General features: G+C 47.7%; 14 protein-coding genes. 6 read left to right on the top strand and 8 right to left on the bottom strand.

What is annotated here, in order from left to right:
• The first annotated feature begins 160 nt into the window (after positions 1–160).
• Positions 161–709: an HAD family hydrolase gene (locus HQRW_RS09600; RefSeq protein ID WP_014556440.1), complete on the top strand. Its 549-nt coding sequence runs from the start codon at positions 161–163 to the stop codon at positions 707–709.
• A gap of 215 nt (positions 710–924) precedes the next feature.
• Positions 925–1,356 (top strand): hypothetical protein, encoded by a 432-nt coding sequence (locus HQRW_RS09605; RefSeq protein ID WP_014556441.1) that lies wholly within the window; start codon positions 925–927, stop codon positions 1,354–1,356.
• 171 nt (positions 1,357–1,527) lie between these two features.
• On the opposite strand, the gene HQRW_RS09610 is transcribed toward HQRW_RS09605, so the two are convergent.
• Both HQRW_RS09610 and glyA read right to left on the bottom strand, forming a co-directional pair.
• Positions 1,528–2,463, bottom strand: a complete 936-nt coding sequence (locus HQRW_RS09610; RefSeq protein WP_014556442.1) for a bifunctional 5,10-methylene-tetrahydrofolate dehydrogenase/5,10-methylene-tetrahydrofolate cyclohydrolase — start codon at positions 2,461–2,463, stop codon at positions 1,528–1,530.
• A 151-nt stretch (positions 2,464–2,614) separates the two neighbouring features.
• The gene (glyA, locus tag HQRW_RS09615) at positions 2,615–3,862 is read right to left on the bottom strand and encodes a serine hydroxymethyltransferase (RefSeq protein WP_011572011.1); all 1,248 of its coding nucleotides are present in this window, start codon (positions 3,860–3,862) and stop codon (positions 2,615–2,617) included.
• 385 nt (positions 3,863–4,247) lie between these two features.
• On the opposite strand from glyA, the gene tbsP reads away from it, so the two are divergent.
• Both tbsP and HQRW_RS09625 read left to right on the top strand, forming a co-directional pair.
• A complete protein-coding gene (gene tbsP / locus HQRW_RS09620; RefSeq protein WP_014556443.1) occupies positions 4,248–5,072 on the top strand; it encodes a transcriptional regulator TbsP in 825 nt (274 codons plus the stop codon).
• Positions 5,073–5,195: 123 nt separating this feature from the next.
• Positions 5,196–6,989: a YcaO-like family protein gene (locus HQRW_RS09625; protein WP_014556444.1), complete on the top strand. Its 1,794-nt coding sequence runs from the start codon at positions 5,196–5,198 to the stop codon at positions 6,987–6,989.
• 99 nt (positions 6,990–7,088) lie between these two features.
• Here HQRW_RS09625 and HQRW_RS09630 read toward each other — a convergent pair whose 3' ends face one another.
• The 3 genes from HQRW_RS09630 to HQRW_RS09640 all read right to left on the bottom strand — a co-directional run bounded on the left by HQRW_RS09630 (position 7,089) and on the right by HQRW_RS09640 (position 9,695).
• Positions 7,089–8,228 carry a DUF63 family protein gene (locus HQRW_RS09630; protein ID WP_014556445.1) on the bottom strand — a complete coding sequence of 380 codons (1,140 nt, stop codon included), beginning with the start codon at positions 8,226–8,228 and terminating at the stop codon, positions 7,089–7,091.
• Between the two features lie 230 nt (positions 8,229–8,458).
• On the bottom strand, positions 8,459–9,268 hold the full coding sequence (locus HQRW_RS09635) for an inositol monophosphatase family protein (RefSeq protein WP_014556446.1): 810 nt from the start codon (positions 9,266–9,268) through the stop codon (positions 8,459–8,461).
• A complete protein-coding gene (locus tag HQRW_RS09640; protein ID WP_014556447.1) occupies positions 9,255–9,695 on the bottom strand; it encodes a universal stress protein in 441 nt (146 codons plus the stop codon). Before HQRW_RS09640 ends, HQRW_RS09635 begins: the two co-directional genes overlap by 14 nt.
• Before the next feature lie 140 nt (positions 9,696–9,835).
• On the opposite strand from HQRW_RS09640, the gene HQRW_RS09645 reads away from it, so the two are divergent.
• Together HQRW_RS09645 and mch are read left to right on the top strand one after the other, a co-directional pair.
• Complete coding sequence (locus tag HQRW_RS09645) at positions 9,836–10,195, top strand: MTH1187 family thiamine-binding protein (RefSeq protein WP_011572017.1); 360 nt, start codon at positions 9,836–9,838, stop codon at positions 10,193–10,195.
• Positions 10,196–10,448: 253 nt separating this feature from the next.
• Positions 10,449–11,387 (top strand): methenyltetrahydromethanopterin cyclohydrolase, encoded by a 939-nt coding sequence (gene mch, locus HQRW_RS09650; protein ID WP_014556448.1) that lies wholly within the window; start codon positions 10,449–10,451, stop codon positions 11,385–11,387.
• Positions 11,388–11,548: 161 nt separating this feature from the next.
• On the opposite strand, the gene HQRW_RS09655 is transcribed toward mch, so the two are convergent.
• The 3 genes from HQRW_RS09655 to HQRW_RS09665 form a co-directional block, all read right to left on the bottom strand.
• Positions 11,549–12,895, bottom strand: coding sequence for a M48 family metallopeptidase (locus HQRW_RS09655; RefSeq protein WP_014556449.1), 1,347 nt, complete (start codon positions 12,893–12,895; stop codon positions 11,549–11,551).
• 355 nt (positions 12,896–13,250) lie between these two features.
• Entirely contained in the window at positions 13,251–14,879 is a 1,629-nt protein-coding gene (locus tag HQRW_RS09660) for a GTPBP1 family GTP-binding protein (RefSeq protein ID WP_011572020.1), read from the bottom strand.
• Between the two features lie 669 nt (positions 14,880–15,548).
• Positions 15,549–16,067 (bottom strand): J domain-containing protein, encoded by a 519-nt coding sequence (locus tag HQRW_RS09665; RefSeq protein ID WP_014556450.1) that lies wholly within the window; start codon positions 16,065–16,067, stop codon positions 15,549–15,551.
• Positions 16,068–16,394: the final 327 nt, after the last annotated feature.

Raw genomic sequence — 16,394 nt, forward strand, 5'->3', positions numbered from 1 at the left:
TGAAGGAGGGCAGACGAATAAATCTTGACAGTCAGGTCAATCGAGTTCGAATCATTTTCGAGTGGTTTGTATGGCTTCTGTTATTTGATTTTATTTGATCTCACACAGCATAGCCTCGATATTCACAACTCTCTTTTTTACATATATGAGATATCTGGTGATGGATTACGATTCACTATCAGAGTTTGAGGCTGTCGTATGGGATCTTGATGGGACTCTGGTTCGGCTATCTGTCAATTGGGACATTGTTGCTAGTGATGTCACAGAGGTTTTTCAGACAGCAGGCATCGATGTCAGCGACATTGACCTATGGGAAATGCTTAATCTCGCGTCAAAACGAGGAATTCGCGATGAGGTTGAGACTGTTATTTCCGGACACGAGCGACGCGGAGCCCGAGCAGCTGACCGATTAATACATGCAGATGATGTAGGAAATATTGCCCCTCAAGAGGGCGTTTGCTCACTCAACTGTGAGACTGCTTGTGAGATTGCGCTTCAAACGCAAGAAATTGATGGACATGTGACCGCGGTTACCGGTCGAGACACTGTTGAAACGCAAAAACCTGATCCGAGTCCACTACTACATACGCTTGATCAACTGTCTGTAGACCCAGACACAGCAGTATTTATTGGTGACTCACCGCGGGATGAGACGACGGCAAGACGAGCTGATGTTGCTTTCCGATATGCAGAGACAGTCACACGGTGACATACTGTCTTTCTCAAATCAAGCAAGGATGCGTATGAGCGCAGTCGGGGTTTCAGCTTGTGTTTTAAGAGATGACAGCGGTATCAAAATAAGCACATACAGGCTTGAGTCTAGATGGACAGTGTAAATTGCCTGGGGACAAGCCCCATGGCATCCATCTTGTAACTCTGTGAAGACCGATATGGTCAATCGGGTCCAGAACGTACATTCACTCAATGAGCTATCCTGTGACGTATTATTGCCCACACTGTGGAGCTGTCGTAGAAGTTGAGCGCGAGGGCTACCTCGCTGATAAGTCAGTTACACCATATCCGCTTGAGGGATGGATATACACCGACCCACATGACTCAACAAATGTATCGTATGAGTCTGCTGATGGGATTCGATTTGTTTGTGGGGAAATACCATCAGAATCGGATACAGATCAGGCGACATCCGGAATCCGATGGACAGGCGATCGAAGCCCTGCAGATGATGTAGAAAATCCAGATATAACTAGCCCTTGCGGTCGCCCATTTTATCTCTCATTTGTTCGATTTGAGGATGGTACTGAAATTGAACCCCGACCTGACACTGACCGGGTTCGGATCGCCTCTGATACAGCAGGACCATCACAGCCAGACGGTCCGGGGGGATTCCGACGGTGACATCAAGACAGAATTACCAACGATTATTGACATTTTCCATGTTAGTGAATTACGGGGAGTGTACGCGTGTATACGAGTATAAAAACTATGAGCGGACGTGATATCCTCGCCCGGCGTGAACGCCGGGATTCTCTCACTGATTAAGGATATATGTGTGTATACTCTACTCGTCTAAGGAAGTTCAATCGACGTATCTGTGGCTATTGCGGTTGCCTTCACTGTATTCCAGAGTAACATTGCTCGCGTCATCGGTCCGACGCCTCCAGGGACAGGTGTGATTGCATCCGCTTTTTTCGCTGCAGACTCAAATTCAACGTCACCAACAAGTTCACTTCCATTCTCGGTCTCAACGCGATTAATTCCGACATCAATAACGACAGTTCCTGTTGAGATCATATCTCCATCAATCATCTCAGGAACACCAGCAGCGGCGATAATGATATCAGCGTCGCGAGTCTTCGAAGCGAGGTTATTAGTTCGGGAATGACATGTAGTTACCGTTGCATTCCCTGCGTCCGCTTTTTGAATGAGCAGGTTTGCCATTGGCTTGCCGACAATATTTGATCGACCGATGACGACTGCATCCGCTCCTTCTGTTTCAATGTCAGCCGCAATCAGTAGCTTTTGAATCCCATGCGGTGTACATGGTTTATATCGTGGCTGTCCAGCAACAAGCCGCCCAACATTTTCAGGGTGAAACCCATCGACATCTTTTTTCGGGTCGATTCGGCGAAGAACCTCACGCTCATCAACATGGTCAGGGAGAGGCATCTGTACAAGAATCCCATGTACTGATGAATCAGCGTTTAGTTCATCAACAGTATCAAACAGCTCGGCAGCCGGCGCCTCTGGATCGATCGTAATATCTCGTGTTGCGATTCCAACCTCCTCACAATCATCATGTTTCATTGAAACATACGTCTGACTCGCTGGGTCATCGTTCATCAACACCGTCGCCAACTGTGGAGTCGTCCCGGTGTTCACAATACGAGTAACACTGCTAATAAGATCAGATCTGATTGATGCGGCAACCTCTGTGCCGTCAATTAGTTGTGTCTGTGTCTGTGTCACACAGGAATACTTGCTAGCAACATACTTGAAACGCATCAATTTCGTCGCTTACCGTTATGAAAAGTGTTCCATTTAGTTACTGAAAACTCAATATGTAAGTAAACGACCACAAGTCAGGTGACCCGTAGAACTCTCGTTGTTCCGTTCATAAGGTACAGCAGCGCTCAAGTGACACGGAGCCGTTTGATTATCTGTATAGTGGATATTCGTCGGTCAACGTATCGACGCGGTCGCTGACAGCAGCAATCGCCTCATCGTCGGTCGGGTCATCGATAAGTTCAATCATCAACTCACCAACTTCACGAACTGTCGATTCGGTGAATCCTCTTGTGGTGAGCGCCGGGGTTCCAACACGGATCCCACTTGGATTAAACGCCGATCGTGTCTCACCGGGGACTGTATTCGCATTCATAATAATACCAGCTGATTCAAGTGCTGCTTCGACTTCCTTTCCAGTTGTTTCGGGATGCGATGGTCGAAGGTCGACAAGAACAAGATGATTATCAGTACCGCCAGAAACAACAGAGAGCCCAGCATCGGTGAGTGTATTTGCAAGTTCTTCTGCGTTCTTTACGGTCTGTTCAGCATACGCCTCAAACTCATCAGAAAGTGCCTCTTTGAAACCAACTGCCTTGCCAGCGACATTATGCATGAGCGGTCCGCCTTGTGCGCCCGGGAATACCGAATTATCGATATCATCTGCGTGCTCCTCATTGCACATAATGATACCCCCGCGTCCTGCGCGAATTGTTTTATGTGTTGATCCAGTCACGAAGTCTGCAACGCCGACAGGAGAGGTGTGAACGCCAGCCGCAACTAATCCAGTGATATGAGCAATGTCAGCAAGATGGTATGCGTCAGCCAAGTCTGCAGCCTCTTGAATTCGCTCAAATTCGACTTCTCGCGGGTACGCGGAGTATCCAGAGACAATAATGTCAGGATTGAACTCATCAGCTTTTGTTTTGAGTCCCTCATAGTCGATATATCCCGTCTCGGGGTCAACCTCATACTGCTCAACGGTATATGTTTGTCCGGTGAAATTCGCTGGATGACCATGACTTAGATGTCCGCCGTGGGTGAGATCTAATGAAAGTATCTTATCGCCCGGGTCAAGTGCAGTGAGATATACAGCCATGTTGGCCTGGGTTCCAGAGTGTGGTTGAACATTAACATGCTCAGCACCCCACAGTTCTTCTGCACGCTCAATAGCGAGTGACTCAATCTCATCAGCATACTCACAGCCAGCGTAATATCGCTCACCGGGATATCCCTCAGCGTACTTATTTGTCAGTGCGCTTCCTTGTGCTTCAAGTACGGCTTCACTGACGTGATTTTCACTTGCAATCATCGCAAGTGTATCCTCTTGACGCTGGCGTTCACTCGAAAGCGCATCAGCAGCGTCCGGGTCGACGTCGCGGATGTGACTACGTTCCATACACAATATCGGGGACGTTACTCAAATAAGTGTGTCCACTCCCCCTGATTTTACCTATTTGTCCTGGCTCATTGTATTGGTTATTTAACATATAAATTTGATAGAATGATGCGTTATGAATATAAAAAAATTCATGTGTTGATAATATCTATTTTGTGATATATACATCTCAATCCATGTCACATCGAGCAGCAATCATCTCACTGGAGGAGTCATCAACAAATTAAGTGGAATGAGTGCTTTGAAGCTTGGACACGACTCAATATTCAAAAATATGAAAACGCTTTAGCGGGTGTTTTGACCGTAGTAAGTGGATATCATAGAAGTATTCTGCATAATTTAGCTTGTAATAAATTTCAAGACGTTGTAGTACGCTACATTGGCTATGAGTCTTGATGCGAATGTGCTTGGCACAGATATGGGGCATGTTCTTTCATCTGTGCTTTCAGAAGTGACTGGCGCAGTATATGTAGTCAATCCAACTCAAGACCTCACTAAGGCACTTGTCACAGATTGCTCAGATACACTCACCAATGATACGAGTGTCCGATTATTATCTGATGAACAGCGGTTAAAAGAGGTGATGGATAATTTTATTGTTGCGAGCAACGCAGCCGAGCTTGTTGACTCAAATGTACTTACACTCCGGGTAAGTGACGTTTCAGAGCCGAATTCATTAATTGTTACAACGAGTGCAACAGTCACGATGATTCAGACGAATAATCAAGTTGCTGGGCTGATTGCTGATGAGATTGAATTTGTCACAAGCGTGCGAGATTCATATGAGCAGGCATTTGAATCAGCAACATCATATCCGCTCCAGACGCCAGCAATTTCATCTGTCCGGTCGACACTTGCAAGTGAAATCGGTGATGAAACACGCTCAGACTTTGATTCGGTACTAACAACACTACAGACCGCTCGTGATGATAGGAGTGCACTCAATGAGGTGATAATTAGCCTGCTAGTCGCTGCAAAGAATAACGTTCTTCTCTATGACATCTCAAAGTGGGGCGAAGATGTTGGAATTGCGAGTAAGGCAACATTCTCGCGAACAAAAACCGAACTTGAGGAATCAGGTCTGATTGATACCGAAAAAGTCCCAATTGACGTTGGTCGACCGCGGCTTCGTTTGAAACTTGGTCATAATCAACTCGTACGTGCCAGTTCCGATCAGCTCGCTGGCGTCGCAGAAAGTCTACTTGCATAAGACGAATTAGCACAACTCGGGCGATCTGTGGAGTCCTATTTATTAGCATATAGCTCATCAGCGATTGTAGGAGCCGATTATATATTCGTGTATGTTTTTATGAGTGACTGATGAATCAAAGCCGTGAGCTATGCACTCGCGATCACTGGACCAGGACCGTCTGCTGCTATTGATGCTGCAAAACAGGTAATGACATCCACTAACACGGGTTTAGACTCCGATCCATGTTATTCGAGCTCGAAATCAGAGCCTACATTCATTCATACCGAATCACCGGCAGATGCGGATGCGACTGTCGTGGTAACAACAGTTGAGCAGACAGGTGAGGATGGAACCACGGTAATTCCAGGAGCGCTCAGTGCCGACTCAGCCATGGTTTTTATCGAATTTGGTGGGATGGGCGGATGCCCTATCGACGACATTGATGCGGCGATCACCACGCTTCCTGCAAAGGGTCCCACGTTTGAAACACTGCAGACGCGTGTTATGACAACAACATCACCAGGTGATGCAGGATTTGCAGACCGGACCACCATCACAGCAGGTGTACTCGCTGGGCAACGAGCCGTCGGGATGTGTACTGCATCTGCTGTTGATATCTCCGGAACTGTGCTTGAAATTTCGGGGACAAAAATCGGACCTGAGCGGGATCTCATAGGAACTCCGGACATGTACGGTCACGATGGCGATATGAGTGAGCGGTTCACCCCTGAGCAAACAGCGCGCGATGTGAATCTTGATACATCTCTCTCTCATGCTGAACGAGCTGTTGATGATCGATTGGGAATTATCACACAAGTCGGTGAGCGTGAGTCATTTCCTGCCCCATATTACATTGCACAAATAGCATCAACGGAGTCATTTAGTGATACTCGTGCTGTAGAGTTTGCGGCTGGTGTTGACGCTGATTGGAATATTGCATATATGAAGGCACTTGGAGAGGCACTTGAGCGATACTGTGCGGGAGTGTATCGAACTGAGAAGTTTATCAAAGCATCTGAAGACACACAGAGTGCAGCAGTCTCTCCCCGCCGATTTGTACAACCGGAGAGGACGCCGACATACGACCCAAGCAATCCAATACCGTGGGTCCCCGGAATTAACCTCGCAACTGATGAACACGTTGCACTTCCGGCGACGTTCGTCTATCATCCGCCACCACAGGAACGATATCGCCCAGCAATTACAACGGGGCTTGGGCTTGGGAACGGAGGCATTGAGGCTTTGTGCGCTGGAATCTCTGAAGTGATTGAGCGCGACGCAGCAATGCTTGCTTGGTATTCAACCTTTGAGCCGGTGAAGTTGACAGTCGATGATGAGAGCTACCGGACGCTCTGTCAGCGTGCTCGCGGAGTTGGACTTACTGTACAGACATTTTTACTTACACAAGATATCGATGTTCCTGTGATTGCAACTGCGGTGTACCGTGATGATGGTGAGTGGCCACAGTTCGCTATCGGATCAGATGCAGGTCTTGACCCGGTTGCAACCGCACAGGGTTCGCTTGCAGAGGCATTGCAAAACTGGATGGAGTTGCGAGCAATGGGGAAGGATGGTGTGACGGATACTGATGGGGCGATTGACGAGTATGCAACGTTCCCAGGTCGCGTACAGAAATTTATTATGACTGAAACTACGGTTGCAGCCAAGGATATCGCACCGTCACCTATCCCAACTGGGGCGGATGCGCTTGATTCACTTATCAAGCATGTAACTGAAGCTGATCTTGATGTGTATGCGACGCGCATAACAACACCCGATGTATCAACGCTTGGGTTTGAAGCTGTGAGAGTCCTTATTCCGGGCGCACAACCGCTATTCCAACAACACAGTTTCTTCGGTGAGCGAGCAAAACGTGTCCCGCGCGAGTTTGGATTTGACGCCAAACTTGATCGACCGTTCCACCCATTCCCGTAACAACTGAACGTCTCAGTTTTTTTTATATTACAATTACAATCACAATCATAGGGTTATGAGATCTATTCCTATACCACATAAGTATAGATCAAAAATATGTCAGACCCCGAATGTCGCTCGAAGCATGTCACGCGTGCCTGGTCCCAATCCAACTGCCAAAACCGCAATGAGAAGTAACATTGTGTAGCGAGGACTCTCCTCAAATATTTCTGGTTCGAATACCCAGATGACAAATGTTGCTGCAAGGAGTTTTATCAGGAGAAACGGCCATGTATCACCGGTAATAGCCAGAACTGATGTCGGAAGCACCGATCCAGTAACGTCAACAACAAACTGATTGACAGGATGTTTCGGCACGAGATTTGGTCCAGCACCAATTGCGCGCATCCAATCAAGCCCAATCACATTTGCGACCCCATCGACAGCATGTCCCCAAAGAATAACGAGTCCAACGAACTCTGTGCCACGATTAATTGACGGCATGAACGTTTTGATGACCCACCATGTGATTCCAGTTACAGCAGTTGCCCCAATGACTACGGTGAGAAGCACCTGCGGATAAAATTCAACACCAGGAGCTGAATTGATTACAAGTGAAATAAGATAGCCAAGAGCAAGCGCGAGTACTCCTGTTCCAGTGATGAATAAAAGCCGATCATATCGTTCAACGAGACCACGGCGTTCTGCCCAGACAGTGAATCCAACAGCAACAAGTGTGACTGCAAAGACAGTGAAGTAGATGATTGGGCTGATGACAAGTGTATTGAGTGGATAACTGATGAGTGCGTCAGCAGACGGGACAGCGTCATTTGCGTCTTCAATGACTCTGAGTGCCCCACCAAAGAAGATGAATGGGGTAAGTGCATAGAATAGTTGTCGATCGGATCCAATCTTAAGTTGGCGAAGAAGAAACACCACCCCAATTAATGCAACAAGCAAGGTAATCATGTATCCAACTTCAGAAACGAGTGTATAGCCAGGATATGCAACAGGTTCAGTGGCGTTGGCACACGCCGTTGTACTCGTGAGGTATTGTACCGTTGAGCCAGGTCTAACTGCACATACCGCAGAGTTTGCATCCGCCTGAACCGGTCCCCAGAAATAATGCCAGAGAAAGCTATCATAAATCGTCTCTGGTGCGACAAGTGATCCAATAACAAGCACAGCGACTGTCGTCGATACAGTGCCAACCCACAGACGCTCTGGGGAAGTATCAAGACGAGCAGCGACAGTAGACATATGCGTATTGCCGGTGGCATCACTGTTGAGAATTCCGGTCCACTCTAACGAATACACTGACAACTCTATGACTCAGTTAATTATAGTTATTTACTGAAAATCAGAGGCTGAAGCCTCGCTCAACAATGCGAAGAGGAATTAATCTGATTGATAATTATTGACCATTGATCCTGAGTCACAGATGAATAGCTGGAACGACTAGCACAGTACGCCAGTGATATCGGGTTAATTCATCTTTGGTCCGCGTCTGGGTGATCGATTGACTGTGCTGCTGAGAGAGCGTTCGAGTGTATCAATCCATTTGAGGCGATAAGCCCAATAGAGTCGTGTCGAAATGTGTCACCGTGGAGGTCCGTCACAGTACCACCAGCAGCACGAACCATTGCCACACCCGCAAGTGTATCCCATGGTTTTGTCCGAAGATTTGTAATAACGGCATCAAGCGACCCATCAGCAACACTGGCAAGAGCAGCCTGCGCAGAGCCTATTCGGCGAAGATCACCAAAACGATCAACAATAGCCTGACATGCGTTGCCATATTGATTACGTGAATCGAAATCCCACCACATTGTTGGAGTAACAACGCCTGCTTCTGGGTCTGTTGTCTCTGAGACCGACACAGGGGTGCCGTTCCTGTATGCTGACTCGCCATCAGTCCAGTAATTATCATCGAGTGCTGGCAGAGTTATGACTCCAGCAGTGACAACACCATCACGCACAACGCCAACAACTGTTGCCCAAGTCCGTGTGCCACGAACATAGTTATTTGTGCCGTCAATTGGGTCAATAACCCATACCGTGTCATCTTCAGGGACGACTTTCAGTGCATCCTCTTCTTCACCAACAATAGCGTCTTCAGGAAAGGTCTCACGAATCGATTCAATGACTGCTGTTTGAGCATCACGGTCGGCTTGCGTCACAACATCTGTTTTCGCATCTTTTTGTTCAATTGCAAGTTTTGTTCGAAAACTATCAGCAGCGACATGTGCACCGGCACGCGCGGCATCACGTGCGACGCTGATACGCTCAGATGTCGTCATCACGTGTAAGATTCGTCGTTAGGACGGGGATATCTGCACGCGCAACAATTGACTGTGAAACGCTGCCGACTAGATTCTCGGTATAATCAGCTCGGCGTGTCCCCATTGTGATGAGATCGACATCTGTCTCAGTGGCGTATGAAATAATCTCATCGGCTGGATCGCCTTTACGAAGTGCTGTTGTTGTTTTGATATCAGAATTATCGAAGAGACGAGCAGTTGCTTCGAGGGCAGTTTCGCCTTCAGCTTCAAGTTCGGCAATTACGTCGGCTTTCATTCCATCCTGAAGTGTGAGGAATGCCCGATCATCAACAACATATAGAATGTGTATCACCGCGTCACGTCGAGACGCAATATCAATCGCATGATCAATGACAGTCTGCATCGCATCGGTCCCATCCGTCGGTAATAAGATTCGATTGAACATGTAACCTCATATGTCAACTATATCTGCGTAGTTCTATATCCTCCTTTCTTATCCCGTAATATATTAATGGTAGTTTATTACCGATGTCAGGTGATTACTATGGGCGAATTGTTTTTTTACTGGATGATCGACAAATAGTGATGAGTGTAATTGCATTATTGAGTGTTGCACCAGTGATTGAAGAGAGTATGGCAAGTGATGTTGCGGACGCCGTGGAAGCGCTTGATGAGTTCCCGGTTAGTTATGAGACGAATCCAATGGGGACAGTCATCGAAGCAGATGACACAGAAACGTTATTTACTGCTGCGCAAGCTGCACATGATGCTGTCGATGCAGATCGTGTGAGCACCGTCTTGAAGATTGATGATAAACGGGCGCGTGACACAACCGCGCAAGAGAAGGTCAATGCTGTTGAGGAGACTCTTGGCCGACCTGCTCGAGGTGACAGTCTGTCGCCGACTGAAGGGTCGAAGACAAAAACAGTCAAAAACGATGAGTGAGTGACACTACTGCATTCAATTCGAAAAACCCTAGATCTAGGTTCAAATAAAAAATTCTTTATTTGAGTTCAAACAGCGTATTCCAACTATCTCAGCCGGCTTTGGATTACATCTAATCAATTGAGATACTCGCTCTCCCTCGCCTGTGGGATATCTTATCCAGTAAAATATCTATTCAACCATGGAGAATTAAGCGATAACATGTTTAAATTTCTGAGCGAACCCCTTTATTGAGCGCCAGTCAATAATAAGTATGGATTCAATCAACCGGATGGCGGTTGAGCTTGTTGATGAGGCGATTGATTTTGCTGAAGAACTTCGAATCGTTCCACAGGAATTGGATTCGGGTGCGAGAGTGCTTGATTTTGGTGTAAATGCAGAGGGTGGCGTTGAAGCTGGATTATTACTTGCTGAAATCCAGACTGCTGGATTAGCAACTGTGCAAACCCGGATGGATGAGATTGCAGGCGTGCAAACACCACACGTCGAAGTTCAAACAGACCACCCTGCGGTAGCATTACTGTGTTCGCAAAAAGCAGGATGGGAGCTTGAGTTTGATGACCCAACGTTCGAGGGACTTGGGGCAGGACCAGCCCGTGCACTTGTTGCTGAAGAGGATGAATTCCAGGCACTCGAATATTTTGATGAGTTTGACTTGGCTGTGCTTAGCGTTGAGAGCATTTCACTTCCATCTGAGACTGTTATTGAACATGTCGCGAATAAAACAGATGTCAATCTGAGCGGGGTTATGCTCCCAACATATGCCACTGGATCGGTTGTTGGAAGCGTCACAGCCGCAGCGCGAGCTGCAGAACTTGCATTATTCCGATTATTTGAACTTGGATATGATGTTCGAAACGTTCATTCAGCATTTGGGTCAGCACCGATTGCACCAATTAGCTATAATGAAAGTATCGCAATGGGGCGAACGAATGATGCATTAGCATACGGGGGCACTGTGCATCTCACCGTCACGGCGGATGACCCTGTACTCAAAGAACTCCCCTCGACTGCTCGTGATAAATATGGAACACCATTCGAGGAGATATTTGCTGAGGCAGATTGGGATTTCTATGATGTTCCAGAAAGTGTGTTTGCGCCCGCACAGGTGACTGTTGATGTGATTGATGGTCCAACCCACGTTCTTGGCGAGACGAATGAGGAGCTTGTAGCTGAGTCATTTGAATATTAATTATACTTTGTTTGAGCACGTCAGTATGGTGAAATATTACATAGTGTATATTTTCATAAATTGCCTCCCGGACAGCGGTGAATTAGTGATCCTTCGACTGATATGGCGTGCACAACAAGCAATATGAATCAAAAGACATGGTGATTACCCTGAATTCAGTATCAAGCTGCTGGCGTTGCTGGATCATCATCGGCGTCTCCATCAGTCTCAGCGGATGAGTCGTCTCCATCAAGAAGCCCATCATTGATATTGTCATCACCGTATTGCTCACGAAGTCGACGGATACGTGTTGGAATCGGCGGGTGAGTCATATGGAATGCAGCGTATGCTGGATGTGGGAACGGATTCTGCAGATTTTCCCCAGCGAGTGTTTGAAGTGCCTGTGTCATAGCCGCTGGTCCGCCCATGGTTTCGGCTGCGAAGTCATCAGCCTCACGCTCATGCGATAATGAAAGGCGGTTCGTCACGGGTGACAGAAGTCCAAGAACTGGTCCAGCATACAACAGTCCAATGCCTAATGCAGCGTATGTCACCGATGGAAGATTAAATGCAGTATACACCCACTCAGAGCTGGTAATCCACCATAGGAAGGCAAAAACTGCTCCCATCTGGATTGTGGACGCAACAAGTTGCTTCCAAATATGTGCTTTCTTCCAGTGTGCAAGCTCGTGTGCGAGAACCGCCTGAATTGAATTGGTGCTCATTTGCTCGATAAGAGTGTCAAACAAAACAACTCGTTTAGCGCGACCAAATCCAATGAAATATGCATTTGAGTGCGACGACCGACGGCTTGCATCCATTTCATATATTTGCTCACAATCGAATCCAGCCCGACTGAACACATCTTCAACCGCATCACGAAGCGCTCCGGACTCAATTGGCTCGAAATCGTTGAACAGCGGTGCAATTACCCGTGGATATATCACCATCGTCGCGAGTGAAACACCAATGACAATGAGCCATCCGAGAACAGGCCATAACGATGGGACGGCTTCGATGACCCAAAGGACGGTTCCACCAATCAGCGTAGCTGCAATGAGTCCAATCACAAGACCAATTATCCAGTCACGAAGCCATAGCATAACCGTTTGATTGTTGAATCCGAATCGATCCTCAATAACAAATGTCTTGTATAGATCAAATGGTGCACTGAGGAACCGCGAACCAGCAACAGCACCAGCGATGAGTAGTACACCTTGTATGGATGGAGTCAATCCAGTTTGTGTGAGCGCTCGCGTCAAATCAGTGTAGATCCCGGTCACTACAATAGCTAAGAGAATAGCAAGTCCGACCCATGATTGAATCCGTGAGAGGATTGTTGTTGAACGCTGGTATGCAAGGATTCGCTCAGGATCTGAAATATTGAGTCCATCACGAATCCATGTATCTGCATCGCGGACAGCTGCAGCCCCGTAACTGATATTAAGCATATCAAGTGCTGAATACACCACCTGAACACCAACAAGCAAAACAGCTAGTCCAATGACTGGCGTTGAGAGCGAGAGCATATATAGAAGATGTGGAGCCGACGTTTTCAACCCCTCGGGAGGGATAAAGATCGATATCTATGATTTGGTCTGAATTGTTCAATGCGGTTTGTACGTGCGTGAGGAACACGGCGATATGTGCAACGCTGATATGAATAGGACGGAGAACATCCGTTTCGACATCAACAACACAGAAAGTAACTCCCAGTTTGCGTCCAACTTGGACGGGGATGTGAGTGTCGACTGGTTGGCGCAGTCCAGGGTCATCCTTCGTGGTTTATCAGATAGATTTTCATCGAGAAAATAAGTGGTAGAATGCAAACCCTACTATCACAACTGCGGTCGAGAATAATCGCTCTTCAACGCCGGGAGGATATCAATCTGAGAGGTCAATATGTGTGGTAACATCAGTGACCGTTCCAACACCCTTTGATTGTCCCTCACGGAATACAAAGCGTTGTCCCTCTTCTACAAGATATTGGCGAAATTTGAATTCGACAGTTGCAGTACCGGTATCGCCAGGAAGGAGTTGCCCCTCGTCTGGATGAAAGATAACAGCTTCACTTGCTGTTTGAAGATGAACAACGGGTTCATAGCCATCACGAATTCGTGTCGGGTGATTGAGTACCATTATTTCAGCCTCAAATGAGCGAACAGCGGTTGGATCATTTTCCGCTGGAAGCAGTGCCATCCCGCGTTCAATATCTTCCTCATCGACACCTTTCAGTGCAATGCCAACGATTCTTCCTGCTTCCGCGCGGTCGACACGATGATAATGCATTTCAATTGAACGCACTTCGACATCACGGAATGAGCCATCCGGCATTGGACCAATTTGTAGTTCATCACCAGCCTCAACACTACCAGATCCAACAGTCCCTGAGGCAACAGCACCAACACCAGTCACGGAGTATGTACGGTCAATGTACATCCGAAAATCATCTCGATCATGATTGGTTGTTTTCGGGAGAGACTCAAACATTGAGTCAAGCTCATCAAGCCCAGTCATCGTCACTGCACTTGTTCGGAGGATCGGGACAACTGAGTCACTTAGTTCATCAACAGCCGCCGCAACCCCATGTCGCTCGATCAAAAACGGCGTTCGACCGACATCGCGGAGTAATCGCTCAACAGCACGCTCAACCTCAGCAACGCGGTCGGTATCAACCATATCAACCTTTGTGATTGCAACAACCGTCGGAAGTTCCATTGCAAGTAGAATGCCAAGGTGTTCACGTGTGGTCTTTGTCGGACCATCATCAGCAGCGACGACAAGAAGTCCATAATCAAGTCGCTGCCCAACAAGTCCACGGATAGTTGTTCGAAGCCACGGTTCATGTCCTACTGTGTCAACAAACGAGACAAGACGGTCTGACTCTTCGACAACCCGGGCTCGGTCTGATTTCCGATGTGGATTATCCATATGGACGGTGTCAGTGTCAGTAAATCCATACACAGCATATGAGAGGTCAGCTGAGAGACCGCGCTCAACCTCATGTGGTTGTACATCAAGAAAACCACGGGTCTGCCCCTGCCCATCATCAGCAGTCCCAGTCACGAGTGAGCCAACAAGCGTCGACTTTCCATGATCAACGTGACCGGCTGTCCCAACGACAATATGATCATCGTCGACATTGAGCATTGACCCCTCGTTGAGAGTTGCAACCCCAACACGCCCACGCTCTGTTTCAGTACCAACTCCCCAGGTTTCAACATCCTCAATATGTGCTCCAGCCTCTTCGGCAAGCACAGAAAGAACATCCATTGACTCTGAGAACGCATCCGCAGAAATGCCGGCAATACCGCCATCGTCGGTCACACCGATAACGTACATCGCGGTGCCATCGCCTGAGAGTATTCGATGGCGCAACTGTGCTGCGAGACTCTCAAGTCGTCCATCTGCGAGGTGTACCTCACGAGAGAGTCGTTCTTTGAACTCAACGTTTCCTCCCTCCTCCTCGCCGCGATCGAGGGCCGCCTCAAGAGCGGCCCGATCCGCGCTCATATCGATAGGTAGGCAATGATTTATTAAAACCCTTTTCGTGGTGTGGCTTCTCTTCTCACAATATTGGTATCGAGGTGTATTGAGTATGTGGATGCAGATGTGCCGTGACTGTGACTGTGACAGTGATGCAAGGTGAAAGCCCACACGGCTTTGATAATGTGGGAACTCACCTGCGGGCAAAACAATACAACATAGCCACAGACACAGACACAGCATCGACAGATTGGCTGTACGATGAGAGCCGGTTAATTGGAGTAACCTATGGGAAGCACGCGAATCACCGCTGAACGGGAGTCACGATTGTTGTCCTGAGTTACAAAAAGTGAGACTCTCCCGCGGTTGAAGACCTGTCTCTTACCCATAAGTTCGTGGAGTCGTAACCGGACGTTTCAGACGCTGTCAGAGGTATTTTGAACGCAGAAAATCGAGGAGAGAGGCGATTCAAACAGTGATATTGGCTGTGGGGGTTATAGAACGCCGGTAATCAACTCCACTACGATTGTTCCAAAGAGGTATTAAATCTGTAGATACCGAGGATTTCAGTTGTGCTCGCCGATCCCGATCCCGTTCCGCTAAAGTCTTGACTCGAGTTGTGGGTAAGAGATAGGGTTGAAGACGCGGGTATTCTCCTTGTACTCTATAACTGGGCGTAGTATTGGGAGATCACTATCACTCAGAGAGATGTTCATATGCCTGATTGACGCGTTTAAATTTCTCTTCATCACCCGTTTCGGTATCAGGATGAGTCTTTTTGACCCGCTCGCGATATGCACGCTTGATCGTTGTTTGATCAGCATCTGAGTCAACTCCGAGCGTTTGATATGCCTCTTGAGTGCTCAATCCATTCGAGTGTCGTGGTGTTCGATTACTTCGCCCACGAGTGTATCGAGTCTGTCGGTGATTTGTTGCACGTCGTCCTGGTCCAGATCCCTCAAAACTACCTGGTCCACGGGTGGCATTTCCAGACTGATCGACGCCGCGACGACTCCTTCGCTGCTGGGTTGCACCTGCGCGGAGTGTTTTCTCGATGCGTCCGCTCGCATGATACCACAGGAGGTATGTTGCTGCTGCAAAGGGAACAGCAACAATAAGTAAGAATATTTGATAAACGAATGAAAGGATGGTTAATAGGGTCGTAATACCTGCAAAGACAGCTGCGATTCCGACAACGAGGCGATCTGCGTCCACACCAGTAGCTAGATGCCAACGAACGTAAACTTCCCGGCGGTCTCAGTGAAGTATAATAATTGTTATATTATGTCGTCCATTGACGCGGATCGGCGAGGGGTGTGTGATTGTGAAACAATCTTGTATGGTCGGTAGGATTCGAGTGCATTTCACCCATTTACCCGGACGATGAGATTTATATCATGTGCATATGTTGAATGCATCAGAGTCCACATTTAATACTAAGAGATAACCAAGAGAGACCACCGGAAAGACAGCACATATCTCCGTTCTCAAAGGCTGGCGTGACCTCACGGTCGAAATCAGCCGCATGAACAAACCTGACTA

Source organism: Haloquadratum walsbyi C23 (assembly GCF_000237865.1).
GTDB classification, from domain to species: Archaea; Halobacteriota; Halobacteria; order Halobacteriales; family Haloferacaceae; genus Haloquadratum; species Haloquadratum walsbyi.

What these genes read in the sequence shown, in the direction of transcription:
- HQRW_RS09600 (WP_014556440.1), top strand. Translation starts at nt 161, where the DNA reads ATGGATTACGATTCACTATCAGAGTTTGAGGCTGTCGTATGGGATCTT.
- HQRW_RS09605 (WP_014556441.1), top strand. Translation starts at nt 925, where the DNA reads ATGAGCTATCCTGTGACGTATTATTGCCCACACTGTGGAGCTGTCGTA.
- HQRW_RS09610 (WP_014556442.1), bottom strand. Translation starts at nt 2,463, where the DNA reads ATGCGTTTCAAGTATGTTGCTAGCAAGTATTCCTGTGTGACACAGACA.
- glyA (WP_011572011.1), bottom strand. Translation starts at nt 3,862, where the DNA reads ATGGAACGTAGTCACATCCGCGACGTCGACCCGGACGCTGCTGATGCG.
- tbsP (WP_014556443.1), top strand. Translation starts at nt 4,248, where the DNA reads ATGAGTCTTGATGCGAATGTGCTTGGCACAGATATGGGGCATGTTCTT.
- HQRW_RS09630 (WP_014556445.1), bottom strand. Translation starts at nt 8,228, where the DNA reads ATGTCTACTGTCGCTGCTCGTCTTGATACTTCCCCAGAGCGTCTGTGG.
- HQRW_RS09635 (WP_014556446.1), bottom strand. Translation starts at nt 9,268, where the DNA reads ATGACGACATCTGAGCGTATCAGCGTCGCACGTGATGCCGCGCGTGCC.
- HQRW_RS09640 (WP_014556447.1), bottom strand. Translation starts at nt 9,695, where the DNA reads ATGTTCAATCGAATCTTATTACCGACGGATGGGACCGATGCGATGCAG.
- HQRW_RS09645 (WP_011572017.1), top strand. Translation starts at nt 9,836, where the DNA reads ATGAGTGTAATTGCATTATTGAGTGTTGCACCAGTGATTGAAGAGAGT.
- mch (WP_014556448.1), top strand. Translation starts at nt 10,449, where the DNA reads ATGGATTCAATCAACCGGATGGCGGTTGAGCTTGTTGATGAGGCGATT.
- HQRW_RS09655 (WP_014556449.1), bottom strand. Translation starts at nt 12,895, where the DNA reads ATGCTCTCGCTCTCAACGCCAGTCATTGGACTAGCTGTTTTGCTTGTT.
- HQRW_RS09660 (WP_011572020.1), bottom strand. Translation starts at nt 14,879, where the DNA reads ATGAGCGCGGATCGGGCCGCTCTTGAGGCGGCCCTCGATCGCGGCGAG.